General features: G+C 46.0%; 21 protein-coding genes. 4 read left to right on the top strand and 17 right to left on the bottom strand.

What is annotated here, in order from left to right:
• Positions 1-4 precede the first annotated feature (4 nt).
• Positions 5-985 (bottom strand): DUF4931 domain-containing protein, encoded by a 981-nt coding sequence (locus V7O64_RS03940; protein WP_407356726.1) that lies wholly within the window; start codon positions 983-985, stop codon positions 5-7.
• 3 nt (positions 986-988) lie between these two features.
• Entirely contained in the window at positions 989-2788 is a 1800-nt protein-coding gene (locus V7O64_RS03935) for a glycosyltransferase (RefSeq protein WP_407357256.1), read from the bottom strand.
• Between the two features lie 231 nt (positions 2789-3019).
• On the opposite strand from V7O64_RS03935, the gene V7O64_RS03930 reads away from it, so the two are divergent.
• From V7O64_RS03930 to V7O64_RS03920, 3 genes are all read left to right on the top strand, one after another.
• A complete protein-coding gene (locus V7O64_RS03930) occupies positions 3020-4045 on the top strand; it encodes a DUF21 domain-containing protein (protein ID WP_407356725.1) in 1026 nt (341 codons plus the stop codon).
• A gap of 87 nt (positions 4046-4132) precedes the next feature.
• Complete coding sequence (locus tag V7O64_RS03925) at positions 4133-4654, top strand: hypothetical protein (protein WP_407356724.1); 522 nt, start codon at positions 4133-4135, stop codon at positions 4652-4654.
• Between the two features lie 59 nt (positions 4655-4713).
• Complete coding sequence (locus V7O64_RS03920; RefSeq protein ID WP_407356723.1) at positions 4714-5568, top strand: mechanosensitive ion channel family protein; 855 nt, start codon at positions 4714-4716, stop codon at positions 5566-5568.
• 2 nt (positions 5569-5570) lie between these two features.
• On the opposite strand, the gene V7O64_RS03915 is transcribed toward V7O64_RS03920, so the two are convergent.
• The 11 genes from V7O64_RS03915 to V7O64_RS03865 form a co-directional block, all read right to left on the bottom strand.
• Entirely contained in the window at positions 5571-8285 is a 2715-nt protein-coding gene (locus V7O64_RS03915) for a cation-translocating P-type ATPase (protein ID WP_407356722.1), read from the bottom strand.
• Between the two features lie 143 nt (positions 8286-8428).
• Positions 8429-9013 (bottom strand): MarC family protein, encoded by a 585-nt coding sequence (locus V7O64_RS03910; protein ID WP_407357255.1) that lies wholly within the window; start codon positions 9011-9013, stop codon positions 8429-8431.
• Positions 9014-9142: 129 nt separating this feature from the next.
• Entirely contained in the window at positions 9143-9922 is a 780-nt protein-coding gene (locus V7O64_RS03905; protein WP_407356721.1) for a DUF169 domain-containing protein, read from the bottom strand.
• An 89-nt stretch (positions 9923-10011) separates the two neighbouring features.
• On the bottom strand, positions 10012-10623 hold the full coding sequence (locus V7O64_RS03900; RefSeq protein WP_407357254.1) for a MarC family protein: 612 nt from the start codon (positions 10621-10623) through the stop codon (positions 10012-10014).
• Positions 10624-11125: 502 nt separating this feature from the next.
• A complete protein-coding gene (locus V7O64_RS03895) occupies positions 11126-13927 on the bottom strand; it encodes a PAS domain S-box protein (protein ID WP_407356720.1) in 2802 nt (933 codons plus the stop codon).
• A 248-nt stretch (positions 13928-14175) separates the two neighbouring features.
• Positions 14176-15012: an MBL fold metallo-hydrolase gene (locus tag V7O64_RS03890; RefSeq protein ID WP_407356719.1), complete on the bottom strand. Its 837-nt coding sequence runs from the start codon at positions 15010-15012 to the stop codon at positions 14176-14178.
• Between the two features lie 64 nt (positions 15013-15076).
• Positions 15077-16360 (bottom strand): phosphomethylpyrimidine synthase ThiC, encoded by a 1284-nt coding sequence (gene thiC, locus V7O64_RS03885; RefSeq protein WP_407356718.1) that lies wholly within the window; start codon positions 16358-16360, stop codon positions 15077-15079.
• A 219-nt stretch (positions 16361-16579) separates the two neighbouring features.
• Positions 16580-17305, bottom strand: a complete 726-nt coding sequence (locus tag V7O64_RS03880) for an ABC transporter ATP-binding protein (RefSeq protein WP_407356717.1) — start codon at positions 17303-17305, stop codon at positions 16580-16582.
• A 1-nt stretch (position 17306) separates the two neighbouring features.
• The gene (locus V7O64_RS03875) at positions 17307-18515 is read right to left on the bottom strand and encodes an ABC transporter permease (protein ID WP_407356716.1); all 1209 of its coding nucleotides are present in this window, start codon (positions 18513-18515) and stop codon (positions 17307-17309) included.
• A 10-nt stretch (positions 18516-18525) separates the two neighbouring features.
• The gene (locus V7O64_RS03870; RefSeq protein WP_407356715.1) at positions 18526-19755 is read right to left on the bottom strand and encodes a COG1361 S-layer family protein; all 1230 of its coding nucleotides are present in this window, start codon (positions 19753-19755) and stop codon (positions 18526-18528) included.
• Positions 19756-19891: 136 nt separating this feature from the next.
• Complete coding sequence (locus V7O64_RS03865; protein ID WP_407356714.1) at positions 19892-20347, bottom strand: hypothetical protein; 456 nt, start codon at positions 20345-20347, stop codon at positions 19892-19894.
• A 239-nt stretch (positions 20348-20586) separates the two neighbouring features.
• Here V7O64_RS03865 and V7O64_RS03860 point away from each other — a divergent pair, with 239 nt between their 5' ends.
• Entirely contained in the window at positions 20587-22929 is a 2343-nt protein-coding gene (locus V7O64_RS03860; RefSeq protein ID WP_407356713.1) for a DNA topoisomerase, read from the top strand.
• Between the two features lie 207 nt (positions 22930-23136).
• Here V7O64_RS03860 and V7O64_RS03855 read toward each other — a convergent pair whose 3' ends face one another.
• From V7O64_RS03855 to V7O64_RS03840, 4 genes are all read right to left on the bottom strand, one after another.
• The gene (locus V7O64_RS03855) at positions 23137-23658 is read right to left on the bottom strand and encodes a nitroreductase family protein (protein ID WP_407356712.1); all 522 of its coding nucleotides are present in this window, start codon (positions 23656-23658) and stop codon (positions 23137-23139) included.
• A 70-nt stretch (positions 23659-23728) separates the two neighbouring features.
• On the bottom strand, positions 23729-24736 hold the full coding sequence (gene ilvC / locus V7O64_RS03850) for a ketol-acid reductoisomerase (protein ID WP_407356711.1): 1008 nt from the start codon (positions 24734-24736) through the stop codon (positions 23729-23731).
• A gap of 45 nt (positions 24737-24781) precedes the next feature.
• Positions 24782-25267 carry an acetolactate synthase small subunit gene (ilvN, locus tag V7O64_RS03845; protein WP_407356710.1) on the bottom strand — a complete coding sequence of 162 codons (486 nt, stop codon included), beginning with the start codon at positions 25265-25267 and terminating at the stop codon, positions 24782-24784.
• Positions 25264-26961, bottom strand: a complete 1698-nt coding sequence (locus V7O64_RS03840; RefSeq protein WP_407356709.1) for an acetolactate synthase large subunit — start codon at positions 26959-26961, stop codon at positions 25264-25266. Before V7O64_RS03840 ends, ilvN begins: the two co-directional genes overlap by 4 nt.
• Positions 26962-26979: the final 18 nt, after the last annotated feature.

The following is a 26979-nucleotide window of genomic DNA, read 5'->3' as shown; positions in this document are numbered from 1 at the left end:
TGGATCATAATTCTTTTTCCAGAAGGTGTTCGACTGCTGTCTCAGGAGGCACAGAATTGATGTATATCTCCGTGTTCTTCTCAAAACCGGCAGCAATTGAAGTGACCGGAGCGATACGCACATTGAAATGGTAACTCAGATCGTGTTCAACCTGGAAGAACATGTAATTATATGCAAGTTCAGGTATTGTCCGGTCCAGCAAATAAACTGCTTTCCTTATACAGTCTCCCAGGGATAAGAGCATGTCATCGTTAAAGGCTGACAGGTGGTTCACATGCTGTCTGGGAAGCATCCACATCTCATAAGGGGTCCTGGAATAGTATGGTGCTATGAGAATGAAATGCCGGTTCTCATAAACCTGCCTTTCTGTTCCTCTCTCCCTTTCCACGATCTTGCAATAAGGGCAGCTTTCCAGTTCTGCCATTGCCTTCTTCTCTTTTACAACAGAGGATGGCATCAGAGGGATCGCTATTAGCTGCGAGTGGGTATGTTCAAGGGAGGCCCCTGCCTTCTTTCCCCAGTTCTTGAACAATGAAACGTACTTGATCCCTTCCTGTGACTGGTAATGCATTACACGATCCCTGCAGGCTTTCATCAGGAGCAGGACCTGCTCATCTGAAAAAAGATGCAGACGGCTTTGGTGAAGAGGGTTTTCGATGATCACTTCATGGAAACCATATCCCCTTTTAACTTCAAAGACCATGTGTCCTGCATCCGGGGCATCGGGGGACAGTGCAGGGTAGAGATTTGGGATGCATCGCACATCCCAGTCAGTGATGCGTTCTCCATCCGTATCCTTTAATATCTGTCCTTTCTTGTATACGGCAGTTGCAGCTGGTGTCTGGCTTTCATGACCATTGCAGAACACACAGCTTGCAGAACTGCTCTCCTCTGCGCACGCTTTGGGTGCAGAGGGTCTTTTGCTTCTGCCGGAAGCTATTATGCAATATTCGTCAAGGAAATAGTGCTTGCGTATCTCAGACATTGTTCATTCCATCCTCGTTCCTGTGAGAAGCTCATAATATGTCCTGATAGGTACTTCCCAGTTCATATCCTTTGCAAGCAGACTAGCTTCCTGGCAAAGGAGGTTGTACTTCACCTTGTCATCTGTGTACGTGTCGATGAAATAATCCATAGCTAAAGCATAGTCGGCGATAGATTCCAGATACGGGATGTTTATATTGTCCACTACGATGACACCGCCCATTCCCATGACAAGCCTTTTCAGCGTCTTGAGTGCATCGCTGAAGCCACATACCTTGCTGACAATGCTTGGTGTTGCCTCCTTGCCCGCCTCAAGACCGGTTAGCAGGAAAGGTTCATATCTTGAAGGGAACACACCGGCAATACACCCGGACATGAACTCATCAGGTCTGAGGTTAAGTCCCCCGTCATGGTCAGATATCCACTGGGGGTACAGCACTGCTGCAACATGTCTGCTTCCATCAGGTATTTTTGAGCATTCCAGTCCACGTGAGCGGATCATCTGCTGGAGACGGATCTCCTCGCCTATAAGTATCTCCTCCGGAAGGTTGATTGGGAAATCTTCCGGAAGGTTGGTCTTTGGACCGTGTGCTGCGATTATGAAGCATATGACGCGATAGTTATCATCAAGGTGACCTGCATCTATCTCTGCCTTGACCATCCTGTCAAGCAATACCAGCGAATCAAGCAGGTCAGGATATCCCTTGTTCTCTATCTCAATACGTGATATTGAAAAAATGGGTATTATCCTGTCAGGTGGTATGCTCTTACTGTCAAATACGTTGTATATCTTCTCTGAGAGGAATTCCTGTATCTTCCTCCTGCAACCGGTCTTCTTCTCCCATTCGATGTCATTGTTCTCACTGTCTATACCGTTGCGGACGATTATCGAATCTATGCCGTAGAACAGTTTTATCTCCTTGCGCGTGGAATCCCCGACTGCCGTCACGACATCCGCATATGCAGAAAGTGATTCGAGTTTTGCGAAGTTCACCGGAACGCCACTATCCCATGAGCTGTCGCTGTCCCTTATCTTCTGTATGGAGCGATGCCCTGATGACCTGCCCGGAAGGGTTGCATGATAGGTGGCAACTGTTTTGACACTGATCCCAAGTTTCCTCAGACGTGCCAGGGCATAGAAGACCCCGAACTCGTGGCAATGCAAAGACACATGAACTGCAGGCATGAGGGATGCGGCAAATTCGGAAATGGCCTCGTCCTCATATTCCTCCGAACTTTTTTCCCGGGATGTGACAAGGGTTCTTACGAATTCGGATATCGCATAGGAAAGATTCAGGTAGTGCGTATATTCGATACCGTTGCCCATGTTCTCATAGGTCATGGAGTCCAGGCTTATCAGGTCATAAGCTTCTGCCTTGATCATACTGGCCAGGCACATCTCATGTCCTTTGTACTCTCTGCTGACCCTGCAGAAATCATCTGTTCTGAACATCAGATGTATTATTCTGACACCGTTTACCTGTTCTGTTCCTGCAAATACATCGATCCCCCGCCTTTTCAGCTCCTCAACGGTCTCAAATATCTCTCCTTCCTCTTCCAGCTCTTCAAGTCCGCTCATATCGGTTATACGGTTTAGTCCCTTGTTCCAGTCAGAACCACTGTGGCCGTAGTAAGGACCAGCGACTATTATGGTCGGCGGGTTTTTTTCATCAATTATACCTTTATTTATCAGACCGGCAAGATTCCTTGCTTGCGCATCGATAACATTCCATATGCCGCCCATTTTATTGGACCTGGGCCCTGCCTCTTCACCTGCAATTATTATACACTTGCTTTCCAGCATCATTCCCGTCTCCCTTAATTATCTTCTTTTAAATAGAGTCCCAATCGTATATGAAAATATCTCACAGGAGTTTCTTTGTCCGATATTTTAATGCCGCTGATAATAAAGATGGTTGAGCAGCCCTTTCTTCCTCTGAATAAAAGCAGATAATATAAAATTATCAGAAAAGCTTTACTACTCTCATATCTATAAAAGGACTGAGGTTTTTACTGTCACCTCAGCGGATAATCTATGAATGAAATAATAATATGGTTTTTGATAGCTCTTTGCCTGCTGCAATCCGGTATCTTCTCCGGTTTGACAATAGGTATGTTCGGATTGAGTCGCCTTCGCCTTGAGATAGAGGCGGAAGCTAAGAATGAGAATGCAAGGAAAGTGCTGGAAATAAGGCACAATTCCCATTTACTCCTGTCCACTCTGCTCTGGGGTAATGTAGGTATAAATGTACTTTTGACATTGCTGACAGATACAATAATGACAGGGGCATCAGCATTTGTTTTTTCAACCTTTGTTATTACGATATTTGGTGAGATCACCCCGCAGGCATATTTCACGCGCAATTCCCTAAGGCTTGGAGCTGCTTTATCCCCTCTTGTAAAATTCTATGTGACGTTACTGTACCCTGTGGCAAAACCAACGTCAATGCTTCTGGACATCTGGCTTGGGAAGGAGAAGATGGAATTCTTCAAGGAGCGCTCCCTCAGGATAATGCTTGCCAAACACATTGTTTCCGAGAGTAGTGATATCGATCGCCTTGAAGGTCTTGGTGCTTTGAATTTCCTTTCCATTGATGACCTTAACATCAAGCAGGAAGGTTCTCTGATAGACCCTGCAAGCATAATCTCTTTGCCTACTTACAATGGGCTTGTGATATTTCCGCCTCTTGAGGAAGAAGGGTTTGATCAGCTGCTGGAGAAGATAGCTTCCAGCTCAAAGAAATGGATCATCGTTGTGGATGAGAACAATGAACCGGTGATGGCCATAGATTCAGGTTCTTTCCTGAGGGACGGTGTGTACAGGAAAACGGATTTCAATCCTTACAGGCACTGTCATCATCCAATTGTGGTGAGCAATCCTGATGAGAAGATCGGTGATGTGCTCCACAAGCTGAAGGTATATCCGGTAGATGCTGAGGATGATGTTATAGATAATGACCTGATACTCTACTGGAACAAGGATGACCCGCAAAAGATAATCATAACCGGATCGGACATATTAGGTCGCCTGCTCAGGGGAATAGTCGTAAGGGTCGAATGATCATTATTTTTTTTAATGGTCTTGTCACGATATCTATATGAACTTCTATTCAAATAATTCCAATTAACTGACCAGGGAGTGATCGGTGTGAAAGAAAGGATCGATAGAATAAAGTTTGAGATAGACCAGCTCATTGACAGGACGGGTAGCGAGGCCGACAGGCTTGCAGGTAACATCAGGACATCTGTGAAAGGTATTGCAGATGAAGTAAGAAGCATTGACCTGCATGAGGATGTTGAGAAGATGAATTCAAGTATAGGGAGACTTGCCGTTAAGACCGGGGATGGAGCAAGGAACCTGGCCTCAGATATCGGTGATCAGCTGGATGAACTTGCCGGAAAGGTAAATCTGGGGATGGATTATGACAGGGTCAATTCCAAGGTCGATTCGCTTATTGAAGTGACCGGCAATGAGGCCGCCAATGTTACAGAAGACATCATGGATGTCGTTAAAAGAATAGCTGTTTCTGTCAGAACTGCAGATATGAGAGAAGAAGTGGATGGAATATCCGCTAAGGTCAGGGAGCTGGCCCGGGCCACAGGAAAAGAGGCAGAGGAGCTTGCAACCGAGATCAAGGGAAAGATAAGGGATATGGGAAAGAAAAAGTGATAATATCGTGTTCATTTCTTTACTTTTTGCTTTTTTGATGTTTTCAAAGGGATGGTCAGATGGAAGTTGATCTGCAGCAGATGCTCGATACCGGCAAACTATTATCTGTCGGTTTCACAGCTCTGATAGTTATCTTCCTGTTGGTAGCCCTTAATGTCCTTTTCAACTTACTGAGGCCTAACCTTATTAACATGGGAAGGACAAAGAAACAGCGTTCCAATATAAAGATCTTCATTCAGATATTCAGATACTCTATCTCTCTTCTTATAGTACTCTTTGCTGTTCTTTCCTATTCCGGTGCATGGTCCGGTGTTGGCCTGTTCCTGGGCCTTCTGTCAGCGGCAATAGGATTTGCACTCCAGAAACCCATCACCGGTGTGGCTGCATGGCTGATGGTGGTGACCAAGAGGCCATTTGATATCGGAGACAGGGTGATCATAGGTGATGTGAAAGGGGATATTGCAGACATAAATCTGACCCACATCCATCTTATGGAAGTTGGAGGACTGACAGGTGATGAAGAAACATCCGGGAGGATAATCATGGTCCCAAACTGGATGTTGTTCGAGAAGAACGTAATCGATTATACCCTTAACAATGATTTTGTACTTGACAGTGTTATCGTGAATGTCACATATGAGAGCAACCTCGATAAGGCAATGGAAATAGCTGATCTTTGTGCAAGGAAATATCTGGCAGGTATGATCAGTACAAGTCCGGCAGCTCCGAAGGTCCGTGTCGATTTTAAGCCAAGCGGGATAGATGTCCAGGTGAAATACTTCTCTCCTGCCAGGCAACTGCACGAGTATTCCTCAAAGATAACAAAAGAGATATTTGACAGGATAAGTGCATCGGATGATGTGGAGATAGCATATCCGCACACTGAAGTGGTCTTTCGCAGGAAGGATGTATAGCTTCACCATTTCAGGACACGGCTGGCAAATGCAGATTCTTTTCGAATGGCATATTTTCTTAGCTCATCTGTCAGCAGCAACAACAGGGCAAATGGTACTGCTATGATGATATATTCCATTGATATTGCCGTAGTGTTGAATATGATGTTGGCAAAAGGATTGAAGACGATGAATGAAAGGATAAGGATCTCACTTGCAATGCCTGCAAGTACCATTCTATTACCAAGGATCCCTTTTGTTAATACGGATTCCCGCCTTGTCCTTGAGGTGAATACGTTTGCTATCTGGCATATTATCACAGCTGCAAAGAAAGCTGTTATGGCCTGCATGTAAAGGGTATCTGTGAATGGAAGTTGCTGGCCCCATGCCCATCCGCCGTCAAACAGCACTGCAAAGTAGCAGGCAAATCCGGCAGCTGCCTCAATGGGTCCTTTAATACCATAGGATGTGAACAGCACCTGCGGAGTAAGCAGTTTCTCATCCTTCTGTCGCGGTGGCCGCTTCATTATATCCCCTTCTCCTTTTTCCACTGCCAGGGCAAGTGCCGGAAGTATGTCGGTACCAAGGTCTATGGCAAGGATCAGCTGTACGTTCATAGGTAGTGGCAGTGCCAGCAATACAAAGGCTATGAAAGGTAATATTTCAGGTATATTGCTTGTGAGGATGTAGGCTATGAACTTCTTTATATTATCAAATACTGTCCTTCCCTCTTCTATTGCGTTGACGATGGTTGCAAAGTTATCATCCAGCAGCACCATATCAGCTGCTTCCCTGGCAACATCAGTACCGCTTCCCATGGCAACACCCATGTCCGCTGTCTTCATGGCCGGTGCGTCATTAACCCCGTCCCCGGTCATTGTGACTATCTCACCTGCTGCCTGGAAGGCATGTACTATCTTGAGTTTCTGCACGGGTGATGTCCTTGCAAATATAATGCTGGGTGCCTTCAACCTCTGCATGAGCTCTTCTGTTGTAAGTTCTGCAAGTTCGGACCCTGTTATAAGTTCAGGTTCACTGTCATCATTTGTCAGTCCGACGGTTGCAGCAATGGAGCGTGCGGTCACAGGGTGATCCCCTGTTATCATCACAACCTTGATGCCTGCCCTGTGGCATTTCCTTATGGCTTCCTTTGCTTGCGGGCGGGGAGGGTCCACAGCTCCTGCAAATCCCAGGAAGGAAAAACCTTCCTCATATTCCCTGGCAATGTCTGCCTTCCTGAAGGCAAAGGCAAGCACCCTTTCCCCTTTTCCTGCCAGGTCAAGGTGTTCTTCTTCCAGGAGCTTTCGTTGCTTTTTGTCAATTTCTTTTTCTTTTCCGTCAACCCATACGTGGCTGCACATCCCAAGAACCACTTCCGGCGCTCCCTTAAGATATGCTTCCAGCTCTCCTTCAGGTGTTGTGCATATTACCTGCATTCTTTCTTTCTTCGAATCAAATGGGAATTCCTCTTTCCTGGGGTACAGGTCTCTCATTTCATTTATGTCTGTGAACCCACTTGCATAGACCAGCAGGGAACCCTCAGTGGGATCACCCCTGTATCCCGGTCTCTCTTCTATAAGCGATGAATTGTTGCACACGGTGGCCACACGGAGCAGCATATGAGGCGGTTTTTCCTTGTTCTTGACATCCACCAGGCCTGAGCCGGTGTATATGGAATGTACGCTCATCCTGTTCTGGGTAAGGGTTCCGGTTTTATCGGTACAGATGACAGTTGTTGACCCCAGTGTCTCAACGGACTCAAGTTGTTTTATCAATGCATTCCTTTTTGCCATCCTTTTAGAGGAAAGGCTCAGGGCAAGGGTTACTGTTGGAAGGAGCCCTTCAGGTACGTTTGCAACAATGATGCCGATGGCAAATATGAGGTTGGACAGGAACCTGTCCTGGATGATAAAGCCTATCAGGAAAAATGCAATACCCAGGAATATGGCAATTGAGGATATTATCCTGATAAAATCATTGAGCTCTTTGCGAATAGGAGTGTCCACGGACGATGTCTCTTCGGTCAATGCTGCAAGTTTGCCGATCTGGGTATTTGAGCCGGTTGCAAATACAATGGCTTTGCCGTTGCCGGTCTGGACAAGTGTTCCTGAAAATACCATGTTCCTGCATTCAAGCATGTCCGGATGTGTGCATTGCAGGGAACGCAATTGTGGTTCGGCTTCTCCTGTTATCGGAGAGTTGTCAACTTTCAGTGAGTTCTCTTCGATAAGCCTGCCGTCTGCAGGGACCTTGTCACCCTCCTCAATATAGATCACATCACCGACAACTATCTCGGTTGCAGGAACTTCTTTGAGCTCTCCATCCCGCAAGACCTGCGTTATTGGAGGTATAAGGTTCCTGAAACTTGCCATTATCCTCTCTGCCTGGTATTCCTGGATAAAGGTAAAGCTCCCGTTGAGTATCACAACACCCAGCAATGCAATGGCTATGAATATATTACCCTGTCCCGGATCAAGCCATTCAGCGATAAATGCGAGCATGGAGCCAAAAAGCAGCAGGAGTGAAAAGAAGTTCCGATACTGTTTGAGGTATCTGGCAAGAAGGCTTTCTTTTCCTGTTTCCTCGAAAACATTCTTTCCGCAGAGGCCTATCCTGCGCTTTGCCTCATCAGATGACAGACCCCGGGCTGTGGCATCCAGTCTTTCAAATATCTGTTCCTGTGAGACATGATGTTCATCACCAACAGGTCTGCATTGAAAGTCCCTTTCTCCTGACAATCAAACACCCACACACCAGTAAATCTATGATGGCATCGGATAAAATCATTGTTATTATTTGATCGCTGATGTGTGCGTATATAGCAGGGTCTGTAAAGACATATGAATGGGATGTTATGAATGGAGTGTTATGTTCAGAAGGATCACTGGAATGAGGTATAAATGTTCCAGATGCCCAGCGCAATGAAGTTAACCGCCATCGCTGCCAGTAAAAGACCCATAAGCCTGGTAAAGACAAGCATTCCGGTATATCCGAGGAATTTGTATATCCTTCTGGAAAAGTGGAACAATACCCATGCTATTGAAAATGTAATAAGTATCGCAATGATGACCAGCAGGTTCTGAAATAAAGAGTCTGCAGTTCCCATAAGTACTATTGTGGTTGTAATGGTACCCGGGCCTGTTAATAGGGGTGTGGCAACGGGAAATATCCATATATCGCTTCGGTCCATGGATTTATCTATTTCTTTTTTTGTGATGCTCTCACGGGAGACCTTTGCCAGTATCATATCAAAGGCCACGACAAAAAGCAAGACTCCTCCTGCAACTCTTAAGGCATCGATGCTGATACCAAAGAAATCCAGTATCATCTGTCCTGTCAATGCAAAGAACAGAGCTATGATGCATGCAAGGACAACGGATCTTGATGCAAGTACGTTCTTCTCATCCAGTGTCTTCTCGCTTGTGAGCGAAACAAAAGTTACTACTCCGCTGACAGGACTGACTATTGCAAAAAGGGTACTGAATGAATATACCAGGAATCCAATGTTGTCCGTCTTTTTTCCTCCGCTGAGCTATTTTACATACATCTGGTTCCCTGAGCAGATAAGAGTTGCCATTACGCCTGTCCCTGGCATCTAGCTTCTGAACATCTGTTCTGCTGATCCAAGTACGGTTTCCATCTGTTTGAATGGTATGCCCATTGCCATCTCATTTTTGTCCAGCCCGCCAAATACACGGCTACCGGTGCATCCAAGACTGATGTTAACTCTTTCCTGCAGGTATGGCTGGGCTACGCTTTCCACACACATGCTCTGCAAAGTGGCAAAACTGGCATTGATCCTTCCTCCTGGCTCATGGAGCACAGCCTGGGACAATCTCATGATCCTGTCAGGTTCAGCAACGATGACCACAACATCCGGAACAAGAGGGGCCTGTTCAAGAGCAGAGCAGACAACAGCTTTCACAGATCCTGCAGGCAGCATTGGCATCTGCTCCATGGTCCTTTTTGCAGCTTCTATGCTCCTGAAGCATCCAAATGAATGGTAGAAGTTACCAGAAACCACATCATTACATCTGGCTCCCATCCCAAGGGAAAAAGCGCCTATATTGCATTCCTGGTCTTGCAGCAGTGCATAGAAAGGTTCTTTATCCTTTCTTGCCCTGTCCACCATAGCACAATGACGCATTACTCTATCTATACGTTTTACAGAGTCGGGAATATCCTCATCAGGTGCGATAAAGGTAACTGCAACCGGGGAAGTATCCAGTTTAAGGATACTTTTAAGTTCCTGTCCCATACGGTAAATATCTTCTTTGTTCATTGGTATCAGCTTTTTCATATATTCTGTAATTCTGTAGTCTGCCACAAATATCTGATAATGGACGCCCTCACAGGTGTCTGACGATATTATCATTCCAGGCCTTTAAAGTGGTTTTGCTTTGATCAGGGCTTTTTTCAGACCATATCATGCAACAAGATATATACTGATACTTGCAGAAGATTTCACAGGAATGATACATACAGGTTCCAGGTCCCGATTGCAATGAAGTTGACCGCCAGTGCTGCCAGTAAAAGACCCATAAGTCTTGTGATGACAAGCATTCCTGTGTATCCGAGGAACCTGTATATCCTTCTGGAGAAGTGGAACAGTATCCAGGATATTGAATAAGTGAGCAGTATGGCAACTATTACCGATATGTTCTGCAGCAGTGAGGCTGCGGTTCCCATAAGGACTATTATTGTTGTTATCGTTCCGGGCCCTGCCAGCAGGGGGGTTGCAATAGGGAATATCCATATGTCACTGCGGTCCATGGATTTATCTATCTCGTTCTCCGTGATACTCTCACGGGAGACCTTTGCCAGTATCATATCAAAGGCCACGACAAAAAGCAATACTCCTCCTGCAACTCTTAATGCATCGATGCTGATACCAAAGAAATTCAATATCATCTGTCCGGTCAATGCAAAGAACAGGGCGATGATGCACGCAAGGAGGACCGATTTTGTGGCAATGTAATTCTTCTCATCCAGGGTCTTCTCACTTGTAAGCGAAACGAACATGACCACACCGCCAACAGGGCTGACTATTGCAAACAAGGTGCTGAATGAATATATAAGAAATGTGGCGTCGTCCCTTTTGCTCCCTCCTCTGTTATCTGCTACAGGTCATTGGCCGGCATACATAAGAATTACGGTTACACGGCCATATTTACAATTACATGCTCATATTTATTTGAACGTGCGGGAGACAAGATTTCCATTTTTATTGCTTTGCATCTTTTCCTGTTTTTTTCATGGGTCGGTTTTGATTTATATAGCAGGCTGGTTTTTTTATTTTATTTTGTTACACAGTAGCAAATAATGCACACTGCTTTTATATTTTCCCGATATATTAATATACTTGTAATTATAAATTCCAAAATAGTCAGAATATTATTACTCTGGCGTATTTGCGGATGTGGGTCTTTGAAAATCCATCAAACTACCTCCAACCAACAATTACCACATCCCATTCTAAAGTTACCCTGGCAAAGCCAGGGTCACTTCCCTTAGGACTTTTCTTACAGTAGTTTTGGAAACTTCACATATGCTTGCCGAGCTTCAGGAAACTTAGGGATCAATCATTAGCCACCGGTAATTCAAAAGTGAACTTGCTTCCCCTGCCAGGCTCACTTTGCACCCATATCTTTCCCCCGTGAAGCTCCACGAGTTCCTTTACAAGTGCAAGCCCAAGACCTGTCCCTTCATATTTTCTGGATATGGATGCATCTATCTGGCTGAATGGTTTGAAAAGTTTCTTCTGATCTTCCGGGGAGATGCCTATCCCGGTGTCAGTGACAGACACGTATAATTTATTCTCACTGAAATCTGTTATTATGCTGATCTTCCCACCATCTCCTGTGAACTTGATAGCATTGCCCATAAGGTTATACATTATTTGTCTGAGCTTTGACCTGTCGGCAAGGACATTTGGCATGTTCTCACATAGCTCTGTAATAACTCTTATCTTCTTTCGGGAGGCGAGTGTTTCTGTGATCGTCACTATTTCTTTGATGACCGCCTCCACATCTATGATGTCAGGCTCAAGCTCCATTTTCCCCGCTTCTACCTTGGAAATGTCAAGAATATCATTGATTATGTTGAGCAGGTGACGACCGCTATTTGATATATGGTTCAGGTAACGCTCCTGTTTTGCATCCACTTTACCTGCTATTCCTTCAAGCATGACATCAGAAAATCCAATGATGGAGTTCAGGGGTGTGCGCAGCTCATGGCTCATATTGGCAAGGAACTCGCTCTTTGTGCGGCTGGCTGTCTCAGCTTCGATCTTAGCACTGAGCATGGCTGCTTCTGTCATGACCCTGTCAGTCACGTCCCTGCATACAACCTGGATAGTGTTTTCCTGTGTCTGAAGCAGTAAGGCACTGATATCCATATATATTACAGATCCGTCCGGTCGTATCATTCTTATTTCTTTACGCCAGGACCCTTCTTTCTGTATCCTGATCACCGAAGATGCGAACTCCTGCCTGTCTGCCGGCAGGATCAGCTCCATTATGGATATTTGCTTGAGCTCTTCCTCATTGTAGCCAAAGATCTCACAGGTCTTTTTGTTCACATCTATTATCTGTCCTTCAGGATCATGGAGGATTATGGCATCGTTTGATCTTTCAAAGAGGCTGCGGTATTTAACCTCACTTCTGATTATCTTCTCTTCTGTCCTTTTACGTTCACTGATATCCCTCACCACTGCCTGTGCAAGGTCGGGGTATCCTTCAAGTACCCTGGCATTTACCTCCACATCGATGATCTTTCCTTTTGAGGTAAGGTATTTTGTGTCACCACGTACAAAGCCCTCCGTCCTGAACCGGTCCATAACCTGGATCCCATCTTCTTTAAGTTCAGGGGGTAAAAGGTCTGCAACATTCATTTTCTTTAGTTCATACATGGAATACCCAAGTATTTTGCATGCCATGTTGTTAACTTCAAGTATATGTCCTTCAAGTGTGTTCAGGAATATTGCATCACTTGATTGTTCTATAAGTGACCTGTATTTCTTTTCGCTGCGGATGATCTCTTCCTCAGCCATTTTCCTTTTTGTGATGTTAAATGATGTCCCATAGGTCAGGAATGTACCATCCGGCTGGCAGTAGCTGCTGCCTGTGAAGCTCATCCATATGATCCTCCCATCACCTGCGACCATCCTGCAATCCATATTAAAAGGGGTGCCGTGTTCATTAAGGGACTTAATCAAGATGTTCATTAACTGTCTGCAGTCATCAGGGTGCATGTATGACAGATACCTGTCCCAGTCATTACCCACAGTCCCCTGTGCAAAGCCCAGTGTCCTGTCTGCTTTACCTGCAATATAGGTAGTCAGGATATTTGCATTCCTGTCGAATGTGATTTTCCATATTATTGCATCTATGGACCTGATAACATCCTTAAGTTCCTTTTCTTTGTGGTGCAGCATTTTTTCAACATTCTTACGCTCCAGGACGCTGGCTATCATTTCGCCTGATATCTTCAGGACATAGAGTTCATTGTCAGTCCAGTTCCTTTTCTCTTTTTTTGAATCGACACCTATAAAACCTTTGAATTCCCCGTAACGTGAAAGCGGGACCAGGGCAATGGACCTTATGCCAAGGTCAAGAAGTGTTCTCTTTACAAGATCCTTTTCTTCCGGTAATGCATCAACATCAGGTATATTGACAATTTGTAATTTACTTAGATGCTCAAAAACGATTTTGCTGGAATCCCATCTTTCATTTAGGGGTATAATGGAACTAATCCCTTTTGCATGCCATTGATGTGTTTTGATCATGTACCCGGTATTCCCTTCTGCACTGAACAGGACCGCACGATCTGAGCCCACAAATCCTGCCAGATCCTTCAGGGTCAGGTTAATATCATTATCAATGTCCCTTGAATTACTGTTGATGAAGCGGCTTGATATCCTGGATATGAGCCTGTCCTTGCGCAGGCTCTGTTCCAGTTCACAACCTGTTGTTTTTTCATCAGTCAGGTCTTCAATGATGGCATAGCATCCGTATATATTATTGTTATCGTCTTTCCTGGGGAAGGCTCTGAAACTCAGGAATAGTTCCTTGTTCCATTTAGACCGGTAAGGTGCCTCTATGGAGGAACTTATGCCTGTTGACATGGTCTGTTCAAGAACAGCGGAGATGCCGGATTCAACAAGAGGCGGGAATGTCAGCATATTGATCTTCTTTGTGGCTTCGGCTGAAGGGGATCCCAGTATATCTAAGAGAAAATCATTTACAGCGGTGATATTGCCTTTCCTGTCACATGTTAGTATTCCCAGGGGCAGTTCATCAACAAGGGTCTCAAAACAGTCGCGATCATTCTCTGGCAAAACAGCAGAGCCATTTGCATGCTTGTCGTCTTCTTTTGTCATATGTCATATAGGGTTGAGGTTCAAAGTGTATTTCAGACAGTCAGACAGAGTGTATTTTATATTAGTATAATGCAGTATTTATATTTAATTATATAATTATATGTTCTCTTTAACACATTATACATATTAATGATGCACTAGTCAAATTCTTAAATAGATATTATTGAAAGTATCCGGGATAATGGGAAAATTCTAATATCTGGTTCTTTCTGTCTGGTTTTCCGGGCTGAGCTTTGCTTGGGTTCTCTTTAGTACTCAAGCCTGAGCCCGGATCCAACTTCTCTGACATTACTCACCTTTGACAGGGCTATCTTTGAATCAAGGTCAGTACAATGGCATGCATGAACTTCATCTGGTCTGAGTTTTCGGAAATACTCAACCGTCCCCCTTATCTTTGAGTCGGTCGGTCTTAGCAGGTGTAAACCCCCAATCACATCCCGGACCCTTTCTTCACCGCAGATGTTCTTTGCATACTCTATGATGTTACATATGCCTGAATGTGAGCAACCGGTAACTATTACGAGTCCCTTCCCTGTCTTTACCGCAAGGGCGGAATCATCAGCCAGGATGTCATCCTCTTCTTTGCCTTCAATGATCACTTTGCTTGCCAGGGGCTCATGTTCAAAGTCAAATACCCGGGGGATCTCCCCGAGGAATACAACATTGTCTGAAAGCCACAGCGGTTCACTGCTAAGTTGCAGTCTGAAGATCCTTGATAGCTTTTGGGCGCATACAAGTGTCCCTGCCTCTCCAATGCCTTCATATGTCCTGGTATTGAATACAAGCGGGTGGGCGACTACTGTTGGGTCCCTGTGAGAGTTGCCTTCTATCTTTGCTTCAGTGAATAACCTTGCAATGGCGTCAAGTCCCCATGTGTGGTCCAGATGGGCATGTGAGAGGACAATATGGTCAAGGTCAAGCAGGTCTATCTTCATCCTGTATGCGTTCCTTATGAACGCATCGGAATACCCTGTATCGAAAAGTATCCTTTTGCCGTTTTCTTCGATAAGATATGAAACTCCCGGCTCGCCCAGAAAATATCTGTCAATAAGGGTGTTGTTATCCAGCAGGACTGTCAGTCTCATAATATAAGATATATGCAGTACTTTAAAAAAGTTACATCGGAAGAATGTGAAAGCTGACCACAGGTCAGTTTCTTTTCTCTTCTTCCAGTGCTTTGCTTACTATTTTCATGGCACACAGGTCCCCGCACATGGAGCATGCTCCGCTTCCGGTATTCCGGTTGTCCCGTATGCTCTTTGCTTTTTTCCCGTCTATGGCAAGGTCAAACTGGGTGTCCCAGTCAAGGTTCCTGCGGGCATGTGCCATCCTGTCATCAATGGCCCTGGCACGTTCTTTCTGTCCTTCCTTTGCAAGGTCTGCCGCATGGGCTGCTATCCTGGTGACAATGGTGCCTTCCCGGATGTCGTCTGCCGTAGGCAGTGCCAGATGTTCGGCAGGTGTGGTCATGCACAAGAAATCAGCTCCGCACATACCGGCAAAGGTCCCGCCGATAGCTCCTGTGATGTGATCATATCCTGGAGCGATGTCTGTGACCAGCGGACCCAGCAGGTACAGGGGAGCATTGTGACACAGGCTTTTCATTCCCTTTACACTGAGCTCGATCTCATCAATGGGGACATGTCCGGGTCCTTCCACAAAGCACTGGACGTTCGCTTCCCAGGTACGCTTTACCAGTTCACCCAGGGTTATGAATTCCATGAATGAAGGCCCGTCTGAAGCATCATGGATGCATCCGGGTCTCATACCGTCACCCAGGCTTATGGCCATATCGTATTCACGGGCTATTTCAAGAAGATAGTCATATTCTGCATAGAAAGGGTTGTCCTCTCCATTGTGAAGCATCCAGGCAAGTGTGAATGACCCTCCGCGGCTGACGATATCCGTTATTCTGTTCCCCTGTTTTATCCGTTTCAGGGAATCCTGGTTGACACCTGCATGTATGGTTACAAAATCAATACCATCCCTGCCGTGTTTGCGCACTGCATTGAACATATCATCGCAGCTCATATCCACCACCGCCTTCTGTGAGGCTGCAGCCTGGTATATGGGGACCGAACCCAGTGGAAGGTTCACTGCATCCATTATCCTTTTCCTGACAAGGTCCAGGTCCCCGCCGGTGGACAGGTCCATGAGAGCATCGGCACCAAAAGCTTCAGCTGTCTTTGCCTTCTCCACTTCCTCATCGATATTGATGTAGTCACGGGATGTGCCTATATTCGCATTTATCTTTGTACTGAGGTATTTTCCTATACCTACGACCCTGCATTCCCTTACAGGGTTGTTGGGGATACTTATAAGTCCCCTGGCAACACAGGAGCAGACGGTCTTAGCATCGATGCCCTCATACCTGGCAACGGCTTGCATCTGTGGTGTTATCCTGCCTTTTTTAGCATCTTCCATCAATGTCATTTTTTACTCCGGTATGCAGTGTCTTTTTTAGGTCTGATACATTCTCGGGACATATATAGGTTTCATCTGGCATCTGTTTCATCCATAGGTTTTACCTGGCTGGAACGACGCCACTTATAAATACGGTAATTTCCTGCTATTTTTTTCGATATGGGGAAAGGAAACCATCTTTTTTGACAGAGGCTTAATTGCGATTTTAACATTCAGGAAGCCACTATTTCAATGGGTGATACTTTGCGATGATGATCCAGTGTTTCCTCTATCTTTCAGTTTCCTGTCATCGCTAATGATATTCCCGTCCTCCAGCGTTATTACCCTGTTTACATAGTCGACATGCCAGGGTTCATGTGTTACCATGACAATTGTCTGACCATATTTTTCATTCAGCTCTTTAAATACGTCCAGAACTTGTTTTGAGTTGTTGGTGTCCAGGTTTGCACATGGCTCATCTGCAAACATGATGTCAGGTTTTTTTGCTATGGCCCTTGCAATTGCCACTCTTTGCTTTTCCCCGCCAGATAATTCATCAGGGACCCTGTCATGTTTTCCTTTCAGGCCAACCTTATCCAGTGCTTCAAGGGCGGTTTTGTAAGATTCCTTCTTAGACTTCCCTTCCATCATGGAGAGCACATATACATTCTCTGCAGCGCTCATTTCGTTGATAAGTGCATAATCCTGAAAGACATACCCTACCTGTGTCAGCCGGTAATAACTCCTTTCTGCTTCAGGCAGACTTGAAACCTCCAGTCCCCGGATGGTATATTCCCCATCCGTTGCATCGTCCAGCAATGCCAGTATCCTTAACAGAGTGGTTTTTCCACTGCCTGATGCACCCATTATGGCTACAAATTCCCCTTTATCTATTTCAAACGAAACACCCTTCAGGGCCTTGACAGCAGTCTCGCCGGTCCCATAGCATCTTTTTATATTCTTAGCAACGATCATTTTATCGTCCCCATATGGCTTTGAGGATGCTCTCTCTTGATACGCTCCAGGCAGGCAGGATCCCGGCTATTACGGACAGCGTAAGCATGGTAACTATGCTTTGGATAAGCAGCAGAGGATCAATAACAGGGCTTATTTCCATGGTTTCATAGAAGGTTACCGGATTTGCCTGGAAATAGAACATAAGTGAAAAGTATAGCATTAATCCTGCAAATATTCCCAGGGAAACATAGAATGTGCTGAGAAATGCATAGGACAGCACAATGGATCCTGGGGTAATACCGACGGCTTTGAGGATACCTATCTCTTTTTTTCTGTTCAGTACATTGATATAGATTATGATAAGGACCAGTGCTGCACCGACTATCAGACTCACGATCTTGGACATGATATCTATAGCGCCCATGCTTTGCATTGCCTGCCTTATGAGGGATTCGGACTTATCTGCCCATGTATAGATCGGTTCGTTAACTCCGGCATCTCTTATCTTTTCCTGTATATGTGCTTCCGTTCCCTGTTCGCCAACCCTTACCACAACAGTGGTAGCTTCCCTTCCTTGCAGGCCGTATACATCTTCGATCTCCCTGTAATGGACCAGGGCATTAAGATCAACCACTTCAAATGTACCTTCCATAATGCCTTTGACCTTATAGGTCCTTTTTACCCCGTTGCTATATGTTACCTCAACAAGCGCTCCAGGTCTTACTTCACCCAGGTTGTCATATATCTCTGAACCAAAACCTGTGCCTGCGATCATAGCACCGATTATTATCTCGTCTCTGGAAAGATCGGTTAGAAAATCGCCTTCAGTGATGATATGCGGATATCGCGATATGTCATATTCTTCTATAGGAAGCATTCCGGTTATCGTTACACCTACAACCTTCTGTTTATGGTTGATAGATGCTCCCACATCCAGTCTTTTTGTTGCAGCTCTCACACCCTCTACAGCCCGGACCTTCTTCAATACGTTGTCAGCATTGTTAATGTAGCTGTTATCTCCCATTGGTTCTATGACAATATCCCCGTACGGATAATCCTGCATGAATCCGGTGAACAGACCTGAAAGTCCTCCTATCATCGATGGAAGGAATACCAGGTTCAGGAAAATTAGGGAGAGTACAAAAACTATGAAGACCAGTGTTTTTTTATTCCCTCTTTTTACACTGCTGTATGCAATGAGGGCTCCCACCCGGATATCATTGATCATATTGGACCCTTCATTGTTCCCTGTTGTTCACAGAGTTACCGCTGCCTTCCATTAACTGCTTGATTACCTCATCTTTTGACTTTTTTGTCCTGTAATTATTGTAAACAAGTCCTCCAATGATCATAAGTATGAGTAATATAGTGATGACGGTTCCCGTGTTACTGCTACTTTCCAGTACAATAAGATTGATCTTCCTTTCTATCTGTTCTTCGCCAAAATCATCACTATATGTTATAGTTACAGGGATCTCATATTCTCCTGCCCTGTCGGCTATAAAGGTAATTACTGCAGGTCCGTCTTCGTTTGAACTAAGAGTTCCGATGAAGGATTCTTTAAGCCCTTTGAATGGATGATCAGTATAGACACGTATCGAATTTATTGTTCTGTCACCAGAGTTCTCGATCCTCAGGGTCAACTCCACAGTGTCGCCCTGGTATGGAAGCACAGGATTGACCTTTACAGATGCAAGATTCAGATTCCCCTTTTTATCAAGTACGGTTATCCTGATGTCATATTCATCAACCTGCTTGCCATAATCGTCTTCATACTCTATAAGTACAGGAATTTTAAAATCACCTGACCTGTCTGCCTTGAACTTGAACAATGCAGTCTGACTGGCATTTACGCCAATAGTTCCGATTGTGGAATCCTTGATCCCTTTAAAGTTATGATCTAAATTAACAGATACGGATTTTGCTTTTGTTTTTCCAAAGTTCTCTATGCCAAGCCTTAAGTCTACCGTATCTCCCTGGTAGATATATTCAGGGTCCGTTTTTACAGAAGATATCCTTGGTTCTGCATTTTCACCTATCACCCATACTTCAGCTTCATAATATTTCGTTGTTGGGATGGGTGTGTTTGCATATGTCAGTTTCATTTTGATAAGATGGGGACCGGGTTTAGCATCAGGGGTGGTCCTCATATGATATGTCAGGTACCTCTGGCTGGTACTGTAGGTCAGTTCCGGGATCCTGGTAATCATACTTTCGGTAACCATGATATCAGGAGGGAGACTGATTATCTCAAAAGTAATGTCTTGAGGAGCTTTAGAACCACAACTTTCAAGATTGACTCCCAGGACGAATCCTTCATCAAGACCCACTGACCCGGGACGTATTTCCCGCAACTGGGCGTTCACACACACATTACCGGAATAATCCGCATTAGCCGCAGGGATGCCCGTTAAGGTGATCGCAGTTATTAACAAGAGCAAATTGATCAGCTTTATAGTTTGGTTCATTCTTTATTCCTCTCTTTTGAATTATTCTGTCAATTCAACAAGACCAGTAAATATGGGACCCGTTGGCAGCATTTGCCGATTAATACTTTCCGGTTATCCCGGGTGTTTTTCCTGATTTCCGTCCTGATTTCCGGTTTCAGCTATCTTTGTCTTGTGGCCATATAGTGATAATACTTTTATGAACACGTTTCCCGTCTGTATCTTTTATGGATATGTCAAGTTCATATGCAGATGAATTGTTCCTTGGGGTCTCAATGACCATTGGATTATCAACAGAAATCTTCTCATATGGCCTGTTGTTTCCGGCTGCTATTACATTACCGTCCTCCTTTAGTTCATAATCAGCATAGAGGTCTATCTGCTGCTGCGGACTTCGAGGGACATATGTGAAGACCAGACGGTCCTCATAATCATAGCTTCTTGCAATCAAAGGATCATCATCGTGGTATTCTCCGCTTATACCGGCAACCTGTTCACTGCCCTTTTCAACAGTGCCCGCTGAGAAATACAGGTTAGCAAGCAGGAAGGCTGCAAGTACGACTACGGCCAATGCAATGAATGATATGATAATGAACCGTGTGATGTTATTCATGCTATGCTTCCTTCAGTTAGTAATCGTAACTGATATGGGAAAGCTTCTCCATAAATGTTACGTAAAGTTCAAACAGATTCGAACCCTTACGTTCATAAAGGATCCTATCCCTGATATCCGGTGGTTTCTCCTTCGTGGGTATGTGTTTTGGACATTTATTCCGGGTATTATTTCAGGCAGGTATTACTTTCACCCTGCGGGGTCAATTCTTATCTAATATCAGTGCATAGTGGTGCAGCATGTCCATAGTCGTATTCACGGAAAAGAACAAGGCAGCTTCCCAGATAGCAGGGATCTTAAGCGGAGGGCATTATAACCGGGCCTCTGTGGAAGGTGTTCCTGTGTACGACTTTAAGATCGCAGGGAAGGAGTGGCGTATCATGGGTCTTGCAGGACATATCATGGGCTACGACTTTCCCGAACAATTCAATAACTGGCGTGAATGTGATCCCTCTGTCCTGCTGGACACCAGCCCTGTCAAGAACGTAACTAAAAAGCCCTATGCAGCAGCTATCTCACTTCTTGCCGGCGGTGCAGAGGAGGTCATCCTTGCCTGTGACTTTGACAGGGAAGGGGAGAACATAGGTTTTGAGGCAAAGGAAATTGCTGAAAGGGTGGCCTCATTTCCTGTAAAGAGGGCCCGTTTCTCCTCACTTTCACCCGGTGAGATAAAAAAGGCTTTTGCAAACCTTGTTGAGCCGGACTATAATATGGCCATGTCCGCAGAAGCCCGCCAGATACTTGACCTGAAGATGGGTGCGGCCTTTACACGTTTCATGACACTTGCCGTCAGGGAGAAAGCCCGCACCAAGGGTGTTATATCCATTGGTCCGTGCCAGACCCCGACATGTGGTTTTGTATATGAGAGAGAGAAGCTTATACGCAAGTTCCAGCCAAAGGATTTCTGGAAGATCGAAGCGCTTTTCAGTGCAAAGGGCATGGAGTTCACTGGCTCCCACAGGGGAGGGCATATCTATGAAATGGCAAAGGCAGATGAGATCTTTTCCAGGATCAGGAATTGCCGGACTGGTCTTGTGGAAAGGAAAAATGTGAAAGAGGCACTTACCCAACCTCCTTATCCTCTTAATACTACCGAGTTCCTCAAGCGTGCTTCCAAATTCCTGGGGGTCAGTCCGGAAAATGCTCTTGAGATAGCTGAACAGCTCTATCTTTCCGGTTTTACCAGCTATCCCAGGACAGAGACCAATAAGTATGCTGAGGATTTTGATTTCATATCCAGACTTGTTGCTTTCTCCTCAGGCATATACCGCAGTTACGCACTTTCGATACTCTCGGCAGGGAAAATTGCCTGCCGTAACGGCACAAAGGACGGGCATGACCATCCTCCCATCCATCCTATAAAGGCTGCATCAAAGGATGATGTGGAGAAAAGTGTGAGAATGCCGGATGCCTGGAAGGTCTATGATCTTATTGTGAGGCATTTCCTTGCAAACCTTATGGGACCGGCTGTGTTTGAGAAGACAAGGCTTGAGATCCTGGTCGGTGGGGAGATATTCGATGTTACGGGTTCGATACTAAAGGATGCAGGGTGGCTTGATGTCTATCCATTTGAAACTACAAATGACAAGTTACTGCCCGATATCGGGGAAAAGGAAGAGGTTGCTGTAAAGGAGCTTAAGAATATAAGGTCTGAAACAACTCCTCCTAAAAGACTTACTGAAGCGGAGTTGCTGACCCTTATGGACAAGAACGGTATCGGTACCAAGGCAACAGCGCCAACCCACATAGAGACCAATAAGAAAAGAGGCTATTTTGAAACCAAGGGTAAGACCATTTCCATACTGGATACTGGTTTTACTTTGATGGATGCTCTGGATACCACGGTCCCCATACTTGTACAGCCTGAGATAAGGGCCCGGATAGAAGCACTTATCCAGGATGTGGAGGATGGGAAGAAAACCCTGGACGATGCTCTTGCCGGGGGGACCTTGCTGATAAAGGATATGTATTCCCAGCTGAGCTCAAGCAAGGGTGCAATTGCTGCAAGGATGGCAGGGACGATCAATGATGAACAGGTGGCTGCCGATAAGAAGAACTTTGTGGGCACATGTCCTGAATGCAAAAGGATGCTGCACATGATCAAGACCGATAAGGGAAGATTTGTGGGATGCACCGGCTATCCGGAATGCAGGAATACCTACCCGCTGCCAAAGACCGGTGCACTTACGGTCATGCGTTCCCATCAGTGCAGCAAAGGCGGTGTTGCGGTACTTAAGGTTGGCAACAAATACAACTGGGCTGTGGGGGTTGGGCCCTGTTTTGCATGTGATGAGCAAAAGAGGTGTTTCCCTCCTGAGATAGTAGGGCCGTGTCCTAAATGTGATGGCTCGATGTTTGTGATATCTGTAAAGGATTCACGTTTCCTGGGCTGTACCAACCGCTGTGGTAACACCCAGTCTCTTCCAAAGGCAGGCCGTCTTACAGTTCTTAAGACCCGGTGTGAACATTGCGGCTGGCACCTCCTTCGTGTAAAAGAACAAGGAAAAGATGCCCTGGAATTCTGTACGAATTCCCAATGTGCCGGTAGAAAGCGAAATACGGGCAATGTAAACAGAACTTGATTTGACTCTAAATCAGTTTTGCTTGATTTAGTTCAAAAAATGACAAAAATTTATATATGATGAAATCCATTTTAGGTGTAGGGACGAATTGCAGGCCTATTTCCTGATCATTCTTTACTATAAATGGGTCATGCAAATCTACTACCTCCAATACACCTCCAATTCATGCAATTCGTCCTTGCCTCCTTCTCTTGATGCTTTTTATTATTATGCCTGTTTTCCATAGCTTTCATAATATGTGATCTCTTCCAGGTTCTTTCTGGTGCTTTGCCTGCCATTTTCTGCTGGCCTGCCTATGGCTAGGACTGCCATGAGCTCCAGGGTATCTGGGCAGTTGAGAATCAAGTTTACTTTATTTCCATTATTCAGTATCTCGCCCAGCCACACGGCCCCAAGCCCAAGGTCGCAGCATGCAAGGAGCATGTTCTGGACAGATGCACCAATGGCCTGGATGTCCTTTGTTCTGTTATACATTGTTGTGGTATCCAGATAGACCGCTATAAGCAGGGGTGAGCTTTTGATTATGTCGCCATAGTGTGTGCAGGTGGCCAGCTCTTCCATTGTTGATCTGTCTTTTATAACAATGAACTTCCAGGGCTGGTTGTTAAGGCCCGATGGGGCCCATCTGCCTGTTTCAAGTATTGTTCTTATGCTCTGATCGTCAACGGGATAATCTGTGAATTTTCTTATGCTTCTTCTTGAAAGGATCGTGTCAATGGTATCCGGCATTTTCCATACCTCCGGTTAAGGGGATAGTTTGAAAGGGAAGATAAAAAAAGGTTATGTAGACCGCACAGGTCTACTTTTCGTTGAGTTCGCTGTTCAGCCAGGGCATCTTGGCTCTGATCTCTTTGCCGATGACCTCCAGCGGATGCTCCCTGTCCTGCCTTTCCATCGCGGTCAGAACCGGCCGGTTGGCCTTGCCTTCGAGTACGAACTCACGAGCGAATTCGCCGTTCTGGATCCTCTCAAGGGCATCGTACATGGCTTCCCTGGAAAGTTCGTTGATGACCTTGGGGCCTACGGTCATGCCGCCATATTCTGCGGTGTTGGATACAGAGTACCACATCTTGTCAAGGCCTCCCTCGTGTATGAGGTCAACTATGAGCTTGAGTTCATGGCAGGTCTCAAAGTATGCCATCTCTGGCTGGTAGCCTGCTTCCACAAGCACCTCAAAGGATGTCTTGATAAGTGAGGCCACACCACCACAGAGGTCCACCTGTTCTCCGAAGAGGTCGGTCTCGGTCTCCTCACGGAAGGTGGTCTCATAAACACCTGCGCGTGTACAGCCAACACCCTTTGCGTGTGCAAGGGCCAGGTTCTTTGCATTGCCGGTGGCATCCTGGTAGACTGCGATAAGTCCGGGCACTCCCGCACCTTCCCTGTATGTTCTCCTGACCAGGTGTCCGGGGCTCTTCGGGGCTACCATGTAGACATCGATATCGTTCTGCGGGACTATCTGGTTGTAATGGATGTTGAACCCGTGTGAGAACACTATCGCATTGCCTGCTTCAAGTCCTGGCTCGATCTCATTGTAGTATACCTGTGACTGGGTCTCATCGGGCAGGAGTATCTGGATGATATCTGCCATTCTGGCAGCCTCTGCAACGGTCATGACCTTCAGGCCGTCCTCTTCTGCCTGTTTCCAGCGCCGGCTGCCTTTGCGCAGGCCTACTGTAACGTCCAGTCCGGAGTCATGCAGGTTCTGTGCCTGTGCATGTCCCTGGCTTCCGTAACCCATTACTGCGATCTTCTTGCCTTTGAGCAGGTTAAGATCCGCATCGTTATCATAAAACATCTGTGCCATTGTATGTACCTCTTTTAAGTGGAATACCTATAAGTGTCTGAATAATTAAGAACTCTTCTGTCCTCTCCTGAGGGCTACCTTTCCTGTACGTACCATTTCCTTGATACCAAAGGGCCTGAGCAGCTGTTCTATGGCAGTTATCTTGCCCTCATCCCCGGTAACCTCGATGACCATGGACTTTGAAGCCACATCAATGATACGGGCCCGGAATATGTCTGCTATCTGCATTATCTCGGAGCGGTTGTTAACATCGGAGCTGACCTTTATCAGTGCCAGTTCCCTTTCAACGGATTCCTCTGAACTGAGGTCTGTGACACGGATGACATCAATGAGCTTGTTGAGCTGCTTTGTGACCTGCTCAAGGACCTGGTCATCTCCCCTGACCACGATGGTCATACGGGAGATCGTGGGATCATCGGTAACCCCAACTGTCAGGCTGTCAATGTTATAACCTCTCCTTGAGAACATGCCTGCGACCCGTGAGAGTACTCCGTACTTGTTCTCGACCAGAACTGCAAGTGTGTGTCTCATGCTTTTCTCTCCAGGTCAAGTATTTCATTGATCGCAGCACCCGCAGGCACCATTGGCGATACGTTCTCTTCGCATTCCACGACAAAGTCAATGACCGTGGGCCTTCCTGATGCGATCGCTTCCTCGATAACAGGGCGTACTTCCTCGCGTCTTGTGGCACGAAGTCCCAGTGCACCATATGCCTCTGCAAGCTTGACGAAGTCAACACTGTTCTGTATGCAGGTTGCGGAATATCTCCTGTTGTGGAACAGTTCCTGCCACTGCCTGACCATTCCAAGATAGCCGTTGTTAAAGATCGCCACGATCACAGGTACGTTCTCCTGGACGGCTGTTGCGATTTCCTGTGAGTTCATCTGGAAGGAGCCATCCCCTGCAACGTCAAAAACGACTTTTTCCGGTCTTGCTATCTTAGCGCCAATAGATGCCGGGAAGCCGTATCCCATGGTGCCCAGCCCTCCGGATGTGATGAAGGTCCTGGGCTCTTTGAACCTGAAGTACTGGGCAGCCCACATCTGGTGCTGGCCTACTTCAGTAACAATGATGGCGTCGGGACATGCCTCACATATCTGCTCTATGATATACTGGGGTTTGATACCGTCTCCTGTTGCAGGTTCTACATAATAGAGCGGGTTATCCTTCTTCCAGTGATCTATCCTGCTGATCCATGCATCCGATCCTGATGCAGGTGAATATTTCAGGAGCTTCTGCAGTATCCATTTTGCATCCCCTACGATGGGAATGTCGACCTTTATGTTCTTTGAGATCTCTGCGGGGTCGATGTCTATGTGGATTATCTTTGCGTTGGATGCAAATGCCTTGAGCTTGCCTGTGACCCTGTCATCAAACCTTGCTCCCACTGCTATGAGCAGGTCAGATTCCTGTATGGCATAGTTTGCATATTTCGTCCCGTGCATGCCTGGCATTCCAAGGAAGAGAGGATGTTCTGCAGGAAATCCTCCCATGCCGGTAAGCGTTGTTGTCACTGGTGCTTTTATCTGTTCTGCGAATTGGATAAGTTCCTTGCTTGCATTGGAACTGATGACCCCTCCGCCTGCATAGATGACCGGGTTCCTTGACCCTTCTATCAGTGAAGCTGCCTTTTTTATCTGCTGGAGGTTACCCTGGTACGTGGGCTTGTAGCCCCGCAGGTTCACCTCTTCAGGGTAGTGGAAATCTATCTCCTGAAGGGTGATGTCCTTGGGCAGGTCGATGAGTACCGGCCCGGGTCTGCCTGTGGATGCTATATGGAATGCTTCCCTGACGATACGAGGGAGCTCGTTGGCATCCTGTACAAGATAATTATGCTTGGTGATGGGCATTGTGATGCCGGTGATATTGGCTTCCTGGAAGGCGTCATTGCCCAGGAGGCTGCTTGGTACCTGACCTGTGAACACTACCATGGGTATGGAGTCCATGTATGCATTTGCGATCCCGGTCACAAGGTTGGTGGCCCCGGGTCCGGAGGTGGCGATACATACACCGGTCTTTCCTGTGGCCCGTGCGTATCCTTCTGCTGCGTGGGCTGCAGCCTGCTCATGCCGTACAAGGACATGGCGGATGTCTGCATCATAGAGTTCGTCATATATTGGTAGCAGTACACCCCCCGGATATCCGAATATAGTGTCAACACCTTCCCTGTACAGGCACTCGACGAAGGCTCTTGCACCTGTCATTTTTTTCGTCGGTTCGGTCATATAAAATCCTCTGAAATG

It is taken from the genome of Methanolobus sp. WCC5 (genome assembly GCF_045690325.1).
Taxonomy (GTDB): domain Archaea; phylum Halobacteriota; class Methanosarcinia; order Methanosarcinales; family Methanosarcinaceae; genus Methanolobus.
The sequence above is the reverse complement of the archived record's forward strand: the minus strand, read 5'-3'. Positions and strand labels throughout refer to the sequence as shown.